The 13,637-nt window shown below is 71.6% G+C and carries 9 protein-coding genes; 6 read left to right on the forward strand and 3 right to left on the reverse strand.

All coding sequences use genetic code 11. The features are described from left to right. From infB to GWI24_RS09580, 5 genes are all read left to right on the forward strand, one after another. A partial coding sequence (gene infB, locus GWI24_RS09560) for a translation initiation factor IF-2 (protein WP_210945455.1) occupies positions 1 to 2,793 on the forward strand: 2,793 nt, incomplete at its 5' end. A 122-nt stretch (positions 2,794 to 2,915) separates the two neighbouring features. Further along, positions 2,916 to 3,212, forward strand: a complete 297-nt coding sequence (locus GWI24_RS09565; protein WP_210945456.1) for a DUF503 domain-containing protein — start codon at positions 2,916 to 2,918, stop codon at positions 3,210 to 3,212. 72 nt (positions 3,213 to 3,284) lie between these two features. After that, positions 3,285 to 3,755 (forward strand): 30S ribosome-binding factor RbfA, encoded by a 471-nt coding sequence (gene rbfA / locus GWI24_RS09570; protein WP_210945457.1) that lies wholly within the window; start codon positions 3,285 to 3,287, stop codon positions 3,753 to 3,755. Beyond that, on the forward strand, positions 3,752 to 4,678 hold the full coding sequence (gene truB / locus GWI24_RS09575; protein ID WP_210945458.1) for a tRNA pseudouridine(55) synthase TruB: 927 nt from the start codon (positions 3,752 to 3,754) through the stop codon (positions 4,676 to 4,678). The genes rbfA and truB overlap by 4 nt, the downstream gene beginning before the upstream one ends. A gap of 260 nt (positions 4,679 to 4,938) precedes the next feature. Continuing rightward, positions 4,939 to 5,892 carry a bifunctional riboflavin kinase/FAD synthetase gene (locus GWI24_RS09580; RefSeq protein WP_210945459.1) on the forward strand — a complete coding sequence of 318 codons (954 nt, stop codon included), beginning with the start codon at positions 4,939 to 4,941 and terminating at the stop codon, positions 5,890 to 5,892. Between the two features lie 162 nt (positions 5,893 to 6,054). Here the strand turns inward: GWI24_RS09580 and GWI24_RS45025 are convergent, their stop codons facing one another. From GWI24_RS45025 to eccE, 3 genes are all read right to left on the reverse strand, one after another. Further along, positions 6,055 to 9,519: an SCO5717 family growth-regulating ATPase gene (locus tag GWI24_RS45025; protein ID WP_374103288.1), complete on the reverse strand. Its 3,465-nt coding sequence runs from the start codon at positions 9,517 to 9,519 to the stop codon at positions 6,055 to 6,057. 268 nt (positions 9,520 to 9,787) lie between these two features. Then, entirely contained in the window at positions 9,788 to 10,636 is an 849-nt protein-coding gene (locus GWI24_RS09595) for a hypothetical protein (RefSeq protein WP_210945461.1), read from the reverse strand. Next, complete coding sequence (eccE, locus tag GWI24_RS09600) at positions 10,636 to 11,883, reverse strand: type VII secretion protein EccE (protein WP_210945462.1); 1,248 nt, start codon at positions 11,881 to 11,883, stop codon at positions 10,636 to 10,638. The genes GWI24_RS09595 and eccE overlap by 1 nt, the downstream gene beginning before the upstream one ends. Positions 11,884 to 12,055: 172 nt before the next feature. Here eccE and eccB point away from each other — a divergent pair, with 172 nt between their 5' ends. Then, complete coding sequence (gene eccB / locus GWI24_RS09605) at positions 12,056 to 13,627, forward strand: type VII secretion protein EccB (RefSeq protein WP_210945463.1); 1,572 nt, start codon at positions 12,056 to 12,058, stop codon at positions 13,625 to 13,627. The last annotated feature ends 10 nt before the right edge of the window (positions 13,628 to 13,637 follow it).

A 13,637-nucleotide genomic window follows, 5' to 3' on the forward strand; every position in this document is an offset into this window, starting at 1 on the left:
TCCGCGGCGCCCACTCCGGGCCCGCGTCCCACGCCGGCCGCCCGTCCGGCCCCCGGCCCCAAGCCGGGCCCCGCGTCGGCGGCTCCGGCGCAGCCCGAGTTCACCGCGCCGCCGACCCCCGCGCCCAAGCCCGCCGCGGCCAAGCCGGGCGCGCCCGGCAAGCCGGGTGCCACTCCCGGTCCGCGCCCCGGCGCCCGTCCGGGCGCACCGGGCCAGGGCCAGGGTGGCCAGCGCGAGGGTGGTCAGCGCGAGGGCGGCCAGGGTGGCCGTGGCGGCCCGCGTCCGGGTCAGGAGCGTCCGCGTCCGGGTGGTCCCCGTCCGGCCGGTCCCCGTCCCGGTAACAACCCCTTCACCTCCGGTGGTTCCACCGGTATGGCGCGCCCGCAGGCACCCCGTCCCGGCGGCGCCCCGCGTCCCGGCGGCCAGCCCGGCGGCGGTCCGCGTCCGCAGGGCGGCGGCCAGGGCGGTCCGGGCCGTGGCCAGGGCGGTCCCGGCGGTCCCCGTCCCACTCCGGGCCAGATGCCCCGTCCGCAGGGCGCCCAGGGTGGCGGCCCGCGTCCGGGTCCCGGTGGCGCGCGTCCGAACCCGGGCATGATGCCGCAGCGTCCGGCCGCGGGCCCGCGTCCGGGTCCCGGTGGCGGTGGCGGTCGTGGTCCCGGTGGCGGCGGTCGTCCCGGTGGCGGCGGCGGTCGTCCCGGTGGCGGCGGCGGCTTCGCCGGCCGTCCCGGCGGTGGCGGCGGCGGTCGTCCCGGTGGTGGCGGCGGCTTCGCCGGCCGTCCGGGGGGTCCCGGCGGCGGTGGCGGCTTCGGCGGCGGTGGCCGTCCCGGCTTCGGTGGCCGTCCCGGCGGTCCCGGTGGCCGCGGTGGCACGCAGGGCGCCTTCGGCCGTCCCGGCGGTCCGGCGCGTCGTGGCCGTAAGTCGAAGCGGCAGAGGCGCCAGGAGTACGAGGCCATGCAAGCCCCGTCGGTCGGCGGCGTGATGCTGCCGCGCGGCAACGGCCAGACGGTCCGGCTGTCGCGGGGTGCCTCTCTCACCGACTTCGCGGAGAAGATCAACGCCAACCCGGCGTCGCTGGTCGCCGTCATGCTCAACCTCGGCGAGATGGTCACCGCGACGCAGTCCGTCTCCGACGAGACGCTTCAGCTTCTCGCCGACGAGATGAACTACAACGTCGAGATCGTCAGCCCGGAGGAGGAGGACCGCGAGCTTCTCGAGTCCTTCGACATCGAGTTCGGCGAGGACGAGGGCGGCGAGGAGATGCTCTCCGCGCGTCCGCCGGTGGTGACCGTCATGGGTCACGTCGACCACGGTAAGACCCGACTGCTGGACGCGATCCGCAAGACCAACGTGGTCGCGGGCGAGGCCGGCGGCATCACCCAGCACATCGGTGCCTACCAGGTCTCGACCGAGGTCAACGACGAAGAGCGCAGGATCACCTTCATCGACACCCCGGGTCACGAGGCGTTCACCGCCATGCGTGCCCGTGGTGCCAAGTCGACCGACATCGCGATCCTCGTGGTGGCGGCCAACGACGGTGTGATGCCCCAGACGATCGAGGCGCTGAACCACGCCAAGGCGGCCGATGTGCCGATCGTGGTCGCGGTCAACAAGATCGACGTCGAGGGCGCGGACCCGACCAAGGTGCGCGGTCAGCTGACCGAGTACGGCCTGGTGGCCGAGGAGTACGGCGGCGACACCATGTTCGTCGACATCTCCGCCAAGCAGGGTCTGCACATCGACAGCCTGCTGGAGGCCGTCGTCCTCACCGCCGACGCCTCGCTCGACCTGCGGGCCAACTCGGAGCAGGACGCACAGGGCATCGCGATCGAGGCCCACCTCGACCGCGGCCGCGGCGCCGTGGCCACCGTGCTGGTCCAGCGCGGCACCCTGCGGGTCGGCGACACGATGGTCGTCGGCGACGCGTACGGCCGCGTCCGGGCGATGCTCGACGACAACGGGAACAACGTGGTGGAGGCCGGCCCGGCGACCCCGGTCCTGGTGCTCGGTCTGACCAACGTGCCCGGTGCGGGTGACAACTTCCTCGTCGTGGACGAGGACCGCACCGCCCGCCAGATCGCCGAGAAGCGTGCCGCCCGCGAGCGGAACGCGGCCTTCGCCAAGCGCACCCGCCGGGTCTCCCTGGAGGACCTGGACAAGGTGCTCAAGGCCGGTCAGGTCCAGCAGCTCAACCTCATCATCAAGGGCGACGCGTCCGGTTCGGTGGAGGCTCTCGAGTCCTCGCTGCTCCAGCTCGACGTCGGCGAAGAGGTGGACCTGCGGGTGTTGCACCGCGGTGTGGGTGCGGTCACCGAGACCGACATCGACCTGGCGACGGGCTCCGACGCCATCGTCATCGGCTTCAACGTGCGCGCCGACGGGCGTGCCACGCAGATGGCCGAGCGCGAGGGCGTGGACGTCCGCTACTACTCGGTCATCTACCAGGTGATCGAGGAGATCGAGGCGGCCCTGAAGGGCATGCTCAAGCCGGAGTACGAAGAGGTCGAGCTCGGTACGGCGGAGATCCGCGAGATCTTCCGCTCGTCCAAGCTGGGCAACATCGCGGGTGTGCTCATCCGCTCCGGCGAGGTCCGGCGGAACACCAAGGCCCGCCTCATCCGCGACGGCAAGGTCGTGGCGGAGAACCTCAACATCGAGGGTCTGCGTCGCTTCAAGGACGACGTCACCGAGATTCGCGAGGGCTTCGAGGGCGGTATCAACCTCGGCAGCTACAACGACATCAAGGTCGACGACGTCATCGCGACGTACGAGATGCGCGAGAAGCCGCGCGGCTGACAAGCGGCGGCGGCCGGGGCCGATCGGCGGAGGAATTTCCGTCGATCGGCCCCGGCCCTTGCGTGTACGGTGCGAGAAGCCCGCAATCACGAAGGCCCCACGGGTGGCTTGACCCGGACCGCATGTATGTAGGGACGTTGTCCTTTGACCTGCTTCTCGGCGACGTACGGTCGTTGAAGGAGAAGCGCTCCGTCGTCCGCCCGATCGTCGCCGAGCTGCACCGCAAATTCGCGGTGAGCGTGGCGGAGGTCGGCGACCAGGACCTCTACCGCAGGGCCCGGATCGGCCTGGCGATGGTCTCCGGGGACGCGGGCCACCTCACGGAGGTGCTCGATCGCTGCGAGCGGCTGGTGGCGGCGCGGCCGGAGGTGGAGCTGCTGGCCGTGCGACGGCGGTTCCACGGTGGCGATGATGAATGAGGGCCGGACCGGTGGTCGCAGACCGCGCCCCCGGCCATCGATGACTGACGCGAAGAAGAGAGAAGAAGACGCATGAGCGACACCGCGCGGGCACGCAAGCTGGCGGACCGCATCCGGGTCGTGGTCGCGGAGACCCTGCAGCGGCGGATCAAGGACCCGAGGCTGGGCTATGTGACCATCACCGACACCCGGATCACCGGTGATCTGCGGGAGGCGACCGTCTTCTACACGGTCTTCGGCGACGACGAGGAGCGGGCGGCCTCCGCCGCGGCCCTGGAGAGCGCCAAGGGCGTGCTGCGGTCGGAGGTCGGGCGCCAGACGGGGGTGCGCTTCACCCCGACCCTGACATTCGTCCCGGACGCGCTGCCGGAGAACGCCCGCACCATCGACGATCTGCTGGCCAAGGCCAGGGAGGCGGACGCCCAGGTGCGCGAGGCGTCCTCGGGCGCCGCTTACGCGGGCGAGGCCGACCCGTACCGCAAGCCCGGCCAGGAGGACGACGAGGAGCCCGGCACCGACGGTAAGGGTGCAGCGGACGCATGACGCGCAAGGGCAGGGCCGGTTCCGGGGCACCGGACGGCCTGGTGATCGTCGACAAACCGGCCGGTTTCACCTCGCACGACGTCGTCGCCAAGATGCGCCGCTTCGCCGGCACCCGGCGGGTCGGCCACGCCGGGACGCTGGACCCGATGGCCACGGGCGTGCTCGTGGTCGGCGTGGAGAAGGCCACCCGGCTGCTGGGCCATCTGGCGCTGACCGAGAAGGAGTACCGGGCCACCATCCGGCTCGGGCAGACCACGGTCACCGATGACGCGGAGGGCGAGATCACCGCCTCGGAGGGTGCCGCCGGGGTTGACCCGAGCGCCGTCCAGGCCGGGATCGAGGAGCTGACCGGGGACATCCAGCAGGTCCCCTCTAAGGTCAGCGCCATCAAGATCGACGGCAAGCGCTCCTACGCACGGGCGCGGGAGGGCGAGGAGTTCGCGATCCCGGCGCGGCCGGTGACCGTCTCCTCCTTCGTCCTCCACGACCGCCGCGAGGCCAAGGCGGAGGACGGCACCACCGTCCTCGACCTGGACGTCACGGTGGTGTGCTCCTCCGGCACCTACATCCGGGCCCTGGCGCGCGACCTGGGCGCCGGACTCGGCGTGGGCGGCCATCTCACGGCCCTGCGCCGGACCCGGGTCGGTCCCTACGGGCTGGAGGCGGCCAGGACGCTGGAGCGGCTGGAGGAGTCGCTGGAGATCCTGCCCATCGCGGAGGCGGCGGCCGCCGCGTTCCCGCGCTGGGACGTGGACGAGCGCCAGGCCCGGCTGCTGGGCAATGGGGTGCGGATCGACATGCCGTCGGGGGAGCCGGGGGCGCCGGGTCCGGGGCCGGTCGCGGTCTTCGGGCCGGAGGGGCGCTTTCTGGCCCTGGTGGAGGAGTCGAAGGGCAAGGCGAGAAGCCTGGCCGTCTTCGTATGACGCCGTGGACGCCGTCGGAGCCCCTGGTATCGGGACCCTTGCATCGGGACGGTCGATCGGTATCGGCCCGGCCGACGCGGCGCCGGTGTGTCGTTGCCGACTCCGGGCCGCGTTGCACGCGCCGGGACCGGCCGCCTACCGTGGCTTTCCGGCCGGTCCGGGCGTTCGAGGCGGCCACCGATGCGAGGCGGGCGCCCGGGACATGGCAGTCTTAGACCTGCGAAGTCGACAGACAAAGGTTCGGGCGAGGAGCGGGCAAAGTGCAGCGCTGGCGTGGCTTGGAGGACATCCCTGAGGACTGGGGGCGCAGCGTCGTCACCATCGGTTCCTACGACGGGGTGCACCGAGGGCACCAGCTGATCATCGGCCGTGCCGTGGCACGGGCGCGTGAGCTGGGCGTACCGGCGGTCGTGGTCACCTTCGACCCGCATCCGAGCGAGGTCGTGCGGCCCGGCAGCCATCCACCGCTGCTCGCCACGCACCAGCGGCGCGCGGAGCTGATGGCCGGGCTGGGCGTGGACGCGGTGCTGGTCCTGCCGTTCACGGCGGAGTTCTCGCGGCTCACCCCCGCCGACTTCGTGGTGAAGGTGCTGGTGGACAAGTTGCACGCCCGGGTCGTGGTGGAGGGCCCCAACTTCCGCTTCGGCCACAAGGCCGCCGGGAACGTGGCCTTCCTGCGCGAGCTCGGCACCACCTACGACTACGAGGTCGAGGTCATCGACCTGTACGAGCGCGGTGAGGCGGGCGGCGGCGAGCCGTTCTCCTCCACGCTGGTACGCCGCCTGGTCGCGGAGGGCGATGTCACGGGCGCGATGGAGGTCCTGGGCCGCCCGCACCGGGTCGAGGGCGTGGTGGTGCGCGGTGCGCAGCGCGGCCGTGAGCTGGGCTTCCCGACGGCCAACCTGGAGACCCCGCCGCACACCGCGATCCCGGCCGACGGCGTCTACGCCGGCTGGCTGACGGCGCAGGGCGAGGCGATGCCCGCGGCGATCTCGGTCGGCACCAATCCGCAGTTCGACGGGACCGAGCGGACGGTCGAGGCGTATGCGATCGACCGGGTCGGACTGGATCTGTACGGACTCCATGTCGAGGTGGACTTCCTCGCCTATCTGCGGGGTCAGGAGAAGTTCGACTCGATCGAGGCGCTGCTGGAGCGTATGGCGGCCGATGTGAAGCGGGCCCGGGAGCTGGTGGAGCAGCACGGGAGCCGTTGACGCGTATGGCGGCGGCTGAGGCGTACGGGAGCCACTGAGGGCGGGCGGGAGCTTCTGAGGGCGGGCGCTGAGGCGCCGTGCGCCGCGTGGTGAACGGGAGAACGCGAACGCGCCCCGTGGACCGGATCACCGGCCCACGGGGCGCGTTCGCGTTCTCGCTCGCTACTGCTGCGGGGGCTGTTGCTGCCAGGGCTGCCCCGGTTGCCCGGGCTGGCCGGGCTGCTCCGGCTGGGCCTGCTGCCACGGCTGGCCGGGCTGCGGCTGCTGCCCCTGCCCATAGGACTGCTGCCAGCCCTGCTGGCCGCCTTGCTGCGGGTACCCGGGGTACTGCGGCTGCTGGCCCTGCTGAGGCGCGTAGGCGCCCGGGTAGGGCTGCTGCTGGGCCTGTCCGGGCATCGGCGGGGCCATCTGCGGCGGCTGGGCCCCTCCGTCGCCCGTCCACAGGCCCTGCTCCTGCTGGGCGCGGGTGAAGTCCTCCGCGACCATGGCCGAGAGGTTGAAGTACGCCTCACGGGTCTTGGGCCGCATCATGTCCAGGTCCACCTCGGCGCCCGCCGACAGATGCTCGTCGAACGGCACGACGATCACCCCGCGGCAGCGGGTCTCGAAGTGGGACACGATGTCCTCGACCTTGATCATCTTGCCGGTCTCCCGGACCCCGGAGATCACCGTGATGCTCCGCGAGACCAGATCCGCGTAGCCGTGCGCGGACAGCCAGTCCAGCGTGGTGCTGGCGCTGCTCGCGCCGTCCACCGAGGGCGTGGAGATGATGATCAGCTGGTCGGCGAGGTCGAGGACGCCGCGCATGGCGCTGTAGAGCAGGCCCGTGCCCGAGTCGGTGAGGATGATCGGGTACTGCTTGCCCAGGACGTCGATGACGCTGCGGTAGTCGTCGTCGTTGAACGTCGTCGAGACCGCCGGGTCCACGTCGTTGGCGAGGATCTCCAGGCCCGACGGCGCCTGTGAGGTGAACCGCCGGATGTCCATGTAGCTGTTGAGGTACGGGATCGCGGTGACCAGGTCGCGAATGGTCGCACCGGTCTCCCGACGGACCCGTCGGCCGAGGGTGCCCGCGTCCGGGTTGGCGTCGATCGCGATGACCTTGTCCTGGCGCTCGATGGCCAGGGTCGCGCCGAGGGCGGTGGTCGTCGTGGTCTTGCCGACACCGCCCTTGAGGCTGATCACCGCGATGCGGTAGCAGGAGAGCACCGGGGTGCGGATCAGCTCCAGCTTGCGCTGCCGCTCCGCCTCCTCCTTCTTGCCGCCGAGCTTGAAGCGGGAGGGGCCGGGGGTGTTCTTCTTCGGCTTCTGCTTGCCCTTGATCAGCCGGTCCGAGGAGAGCTCGACAGCGGCGGTGTACCCGAGCGGCGCCCCCGCGCCTCCGGCCTGGCGCCGCTGGTCGGGCGTCACGGTCGGCCAGCCGCCGGTACGGGGGTCGGCCGGGGCCGCCGGGGCCGCCGGGGCCGCCGGGGCCGCCGGGGCCGCCGGGGCGGCCTGGGCGTCCGGGCGCGGATAGCCGTAGCCGTCATGCGGCTGTGGCTGCGCCTGCGGCCCGGGTCCGGGCCCGGGAACACCGTCGCCGGGCCGCGGGAAGCCATACCCACCCTGCGCGCCCGGACCCTGCTGCCCGGGGAACTGCTGACCCTGGGGGTCATGCGGCGGCTGGCCCTGGACGGGGCCGTTCGGTGCGTACGGTCCGGGCTGTCCGGGCTGGGCAGGCTGACCGGGCTGGGCAGGCTGTCCGGCCTGTGCGGGCTGGCCGGGCTGGGCAGGCTGGCCGGGCTGGCCCGGGTACATCGGCTGTCCGGGCTGACCGGGCTGGCCGGGCTGGCCCGGGTACATCGGCTGGCCTGGCTGTCCGGGCTGGCCGGGGTGCTCGGCCTGCCCCGGCTGGGGCGTGGCGTAGGGCTGTGCGGGCGGCTGCTGGTACGGGCCCTGGCCTTGCTGGTCCGGGGCGGGCGGCTGCGGGAAGCCGTAGCCGCCCGGGACGGGCGTCGGCCCCTGGCCCTGTCCAGGACCGCCCGGGCCGGGCGCGGGCTGGGCCCCCGGGTGCGGGTAGCCGTAGTGGGGCCCCTGCGGAGCCGGGGCGCCCTGGGGGCCGGGACCCGGTACGCCCGGGCCGGGCTGCTGGTAACCGCCCTGCGGGCCGGGCACGTTGCCCGTCGGCGGCTGCGCGCCCTGGGCCTGATCCGGCAGCGGGGCCTGACCGGGCTGGCCGGGGATCGCGCCCGGAGCGCCCTCACCGGGACGCGGATAGCCGTACCCGCCCTGCGGCCCCGGTCCGGCGGCGGGCTGCCCGGGCTGCCCCTGCGTCTGGGGCGGGGGAGGTGCCCAGGAGGTGTCCTGCTGCGGGAGCGGCACTCCGGCACCAGGGGTGGCGGGCCCGTCCGTACGCTGCTCCGGAACCGGAGCGGGACCCGGAGCCGGCGGGGCGTCCTCGGGCGCCGCGGGCTGGAAGTCCGGCGGCAGGGGCGGCAGCCCCGACTGCGGAACGGGCGGCGGGGCCCAGGTGGTGGCGGGCTGCTCGGGCGACGGCGCGCTCGGCGGCACGGCGTCCTCGGGAACCGCGTCCTCGGGGACCGCATCCTGGGGCTCGGCGCTCGCCTGCCTCAGCTCCTCCATCTCCCGCCGCAGTGCGGCCGTCGAGAAGCGCAGTGTGCCTTCGCTGCGCACATCGTCGTCGGTACGGTCGTCCGAGCCCGAGGAGCCGGAATCGGCGTCAGGTCCGGGACCGGACGCAGACGCAGACCCAGACCCAGACCCGGAATCGAAGCCGGAGGGAGAACCGGAACCGGAATCGGAGTCCGAAGGAGAACCGGAACCGGAATCAGCGACCCCGGTGCCGGAGTCCTCACTCCGCCTCTCGGCGATCTCGCGCCGCAGCGCGGCGGTGGAGAACCGCACGGTGGAGGGGCTGCCCACATCGCCGTTCTCGCCCTCGTCGGAGCCCGCCTCGGAGGCGTACTCCGAGTCCGGCCGGAAGGCGTCGTCGTCCCGCGGAGCAGCGGCGGGCGCCAGCGTGAAGTCGTCATCGACGGAAGCGGAAGCGGAAGCGGAAGAGGAAGCCGCAGCCGAATCCTCCGTCTCGACATCGGAAGCCGGGGCGGAAGCCTCGTAGGAGGGCTCGGGCTCAGCGCTGTCCGAAACGCCGCCACCCGCGGGCGCGGCATCAATCGAATCCGACCCGGAGCCAGACAAAGACGACATACGAATGCCCGAGTCGGACTCTCTGCTCTCCGGTTCCGACCGTGCCTCGTCCTCCCGGTGCGCGGGGACCTCCTCCATCTCGGAGGCGTCCGACGCGACGTCGGAGGAGGGCACCGGGGCAGGCGGCGGCCAGGCACCCGGGAAGCCGCTCGGCTCCGGCACCCCCGGCACGGGCACCGGATTGCCGGTGGGCGGCGGAGGCGGCGGACCCGGCATCCCCGCACCGGCGCCCGTCCCGGTTCCTCCGGAACCGCCGGTCGACGTGGAGGACGGCGAGGACGACGACGAAGCGTTCTGCGTGTACCAGGCGGGTGGGGTGTAGTCGATGGTGAACTCGCCCGTGTGCTCGGTCTCCGCGTCGGACCGATCATCGCCGGGTGTGTTTCCGCCCGTGCGGATCTCGTCCCGATCGCTGCTCACAATGCCTCCTGGTGTGGTCGAACACCCTTGAAATTCTTGGCGAGGCCGATCTGTTGCCGATCGCTACTGTCGTCCGACCGTTCGGCTTTCCCCTTTTGTGACGCCGGGGGCCCCTGAACGGGCGCTCCACCGGGTACCCCAAGACTAATCACCATGAGCGCCGCGGGGGCAGGCCCATCCGCCACTCGAAGCGGTCCACGGCATGATGTGGACCGCTCTCGAGCGGTGTCGATCAACGACGGACCAGCCCTGAAGGGTTCGACCCGGATCAGTCCACCCGACGCGGAGATCCCAGCAGCCCCGTCTCGGCATCCGTTGCCTGCACGGTTACGAACTGCCGTCCAGTACGTGTACACCAGAGGGTGACCCAGTCGGGAAGCGTGGACAGCGCCGCGACGTCGGCCTGCGGAAGGCCCATGACGCGGCCTATCTCCTCCGCCTCGTCCGGCGAAACGCGCTGAATGCCGACCAGTCCGGCGTGCTCGAGCAGCCGCGGCGCGACCGGGCTCAGATACGGCAGCAGGGTCAGCACCGACTGCCAGGGCAACGCGGATACCCGGCCCCGTGGCGGGCGCATGCCGCAGTCCCGGACGACCAGAACCGGACTGCCGACCGAAGGCCCTTGCGGCGGCACACGGCCCACGTCGAAGACGGTCATGCACTGCTGTCCGCCGCCCGCGACCTGCACCAAGTTGGTCCACAGATGCGGCCGGCCGGTCTCGACGGCGATACGGGCGCCGGTGGCCGCCGCCCGGAAGGCCAGCACCTGCGCGGTCCAGAGACCGCCGACGAGGACCACGTCGAACGGCTCGGGGCGGTTGAAGCCGAGGACGGCGGGCTGGTTCTGCTCGTCCACACCGATGATGACGCCGTCGTCGCCGATGGGCAGCGCCAGCGCCTCCACTTCCTCCAGGGGCAGTGTTTGCCGTCCGCGTCGGGGCCCGATGAGCCCGAAACCGGGGCGCGTTCTGCGCGTCGAGCTCGGATCACCGGCCATCCCGGGGGCGCCGGCACCGGAAATCATGGGACCGGATCCCAGACCCGCTCCGGGGGCGGAATCCGGATCGGCTCCATGACCGGAAGGAGAAGCGGCGGGGGAGAAGGCGGATGTGGCCATCAGCGGGTGCCTCCCAGCGGGAGCGTCGCGAGTACACCGGGCAACTGCTCACGGTCGAGACGTACCAGCCCGACCCGCACTCCCCGCGCGGCGCGCTCCAAAGCCTTGCGGGCGGTGATCAGGTCGGTGTCGCTGCGCCCGGTGACCCTGATGTGCCCGGTGACCGAAGAGGCGTTACGGCTGCCGTCATCATGCGTCAGGGTCAGGCTGAAGGTGGAAGCGAGGGCGGGCATGGAGGTCAGCAGCGCCACGAGTTGCGGCAGCGGCACCGATTCCGGGCCCATCTGCGGCCAGCGCCCCACCCAGTAGGTGGTGTGCCACCGGTCGTCGCAGCGCCAGGCGCGCGAGGTCTCCACCGTCCGGCGCGTAGGTGTGCTCGCACGCCCCGCCTGGGTCGTCGCATGCGGATTGACACACGCCGAGGTGGCGAGGGCCGTGGTGAGTTCACCCTCGGCCAGCGGTCGCGCCGAGAATCCGGCGCCGGTCAGCCGACTAGCCAGCTGGTCAACCGCGCGCAGCAGGGAGCGCTGAGCGCCCTCCAGGCCACCGCCGCGCGCCCGTATGGCCTCCGGACACAGCTCGGGATTCAGCTTGAGAGCCACCCAGGTCAGCCGGACGGCGGGTGCTCCGGCCTGCTCCTGGAGCGGGGCATAACTGCGCGCCGCCGCGGCCTGTTCGGGCAGATGCGGTGCGGGCGCGGTCTGTGAGTGTTGCACCACCTGCACCGACTCCAGCTGGATGCCGTCCACGTCCAGCGCGTCCTGCAGCAGCGAGAGCGGAAGCGGCCGCTTGGTGCGCATTGGCCGCAGTGGAGCGTCGGTCGACTGGACCTGGAGTACCGCCGTGAGGAACGTACCGTCGCCGATCATTCCGATCTCGCGGCGGTCCCGAGCCACATACGCGTAGGTGCGCAGCGCCGGATCGCATTCGACGGCGGGCGCGAGCGACGGGTCGATTCCGGCCGGGACCGGCCCTTTGGCCTGCTTCTGACGGGTGCGCAACGCGCTGATGGTGACGAGCCAGTCGACGAACGGCTGCTGCCTGCGCCGCAACACCGCGAGCAGCACAAGCGCGAGGGCGATGACCCCTGCGGGCACCATCAGCAGTGAGTTGACGGTCCAGGCGACGACGAGGATCGCGGCGGCCACCTCGATGAGCACGAGCTGATACAGCCGCAGGGGGCCCAGGCTCGCAGTGCGTGAGGGCTGCCGCGGCACGGCGGCACGCACATGGGTGGCAGAGCTCATCCCGGAGACCCCCCGCTTGTCATGATGTTGTCCTGGCCGATTGTGTGTTTACGGTATCGGAAAGGCGCGTGAAGGGTGGCTCGGGTGTCGGGTGACCCGAGCGGATGAGTAATCTCCCTACGGCGACCGAGCGTACGTACTGCACCATCACACGGGGAGAAGCGGACGAGACATGGCATCGCGGCGGGACGAGCTCAATGCCTACACCTTTGCGAAGAAACGGATGGTTGCCTCGTTCGTGCAGCCCTCGCCCACCGTCATGGACGACGGTGCGCCACGTCCGCTGCGCGCGTTTCTCCCGGGTGTCATCGTCGGGGCGCTGATCCTTGCCGGATTCGGCGCATGGGGCATGATCCGGCCGACCGCGCCGAAGGGGTGGGACAACACCGCGTCCCACATCATCGTCGGCAGCGATTCGACGACCCGATATGTGATTCTCAAGACCGGTGGAAAGAAACAGCTGCACCCGGTCCTCAACCTCGCCTCGGCGAAACTCCTGCTGGACCAGGACAAGTCGGACATCATCCGGGTCAAGGAGTCGCAGCTCGACAACGGCGATATTCCGCGCGGGCCCACGATTGGAATTCCGTACGCCCCGGACCGTATGCCCTCGGCAGACGATGCCGTCGAGCAGAAGCGCTGGGTGGTCTGTGAGCAGCCGGGTGGCGGAGAGGACAAGACCGCGCAGAAGGCGGTCTTCATCCTCGCCGACCGTGAGGCGTCCAAGGTCGAGGGCTCGCAGCGACTGCGCGGCAGCCAGGCGCTGTACGTCCAGGGGAAGACGGGCCGCTATCTCGTCGACCCGTCCGGTACCAAGTACCTGCTCGGTGGCCCCAAGGGCGAGAAGAGCATGTCCGACCGCCAGTACAACCTGTTGCTGCGGACGCTCTTCTCGGAGGGCGCCAAGCCCCAGCAGGTGACCGACGACTGGCTGGACACTCTGAAGGACGGCGCACCTGTGGAGTTTCCGCAGGTGCCGGGGCAGCCGAACACCACGGCCGGGGTCGACTCCCTGCCGGACAAGGCCAACAAGGTGGGCATGGTGCTCCAGGCGCAGACAGGTGGCGGCGTCCAGCACTATGTCGTGGTGCCGGGAAAGGTGCAGCCGGTCTCCGACTTCACTGCCGAACTGCTGCTGAGCAGTGAGCAGTTGGCGGGACTCAATCAGCTCGGCAAGCCGATGCAGGTCAACCCACAGGACTTCGTCTCCGACTCCACGGTGTTCGCCGGTGACACCACCTGGCCCGCCAAGCCCCCGCGCCAGGTGAACTCCGCCGAGGGCGGGAGTGGGGCCAGGGACACCGTGTGCAACATCCTCACGAACGTGGCCGACAACGGCACGCCCGCCCTCGAGACCTGGGCGGGCCGGGACTACCCCGCGACCATCGTGGACGGTGCCACCAGCGCGTATGTCACACCGGGGACCGGCCTGTTCTACCGGCAGTTCCAGGGGAGGGCGACCAGCACCGGCCAGGTCTTCCTCGTCACCGACACCGGCCTGCGCTACCAGGTGCAGGCCAACAACGACGGCAGTTCGGGCAAGTCGAAGATCGGCGCTGACGGTTCCGGCTCCTCCGCGCAGCAGGACGCACAGTCCGGCGGGCAGACAGCGGCGAACAAGGCTCAGGTCAGGCTGGGGTACGGAGATGTGAAGCCGGTGCCGGTGCCCCTCAACTGGTCCCAGTTCCTGCCGGTCGGGCCGCGTCTGGACACCAACAGCGCACGACAGCCACAGGGGTCGTGAGCATGGAACG

Source organism: Streptomyces sp. MK37H (assembly GCF_018035285.1).
GTDB lineage: Bacteria > Actinomycetota > Actinomycetes > Streptomycetales > Streptomycetaceae > Streptomyces > Streptomyces endocoffeicus.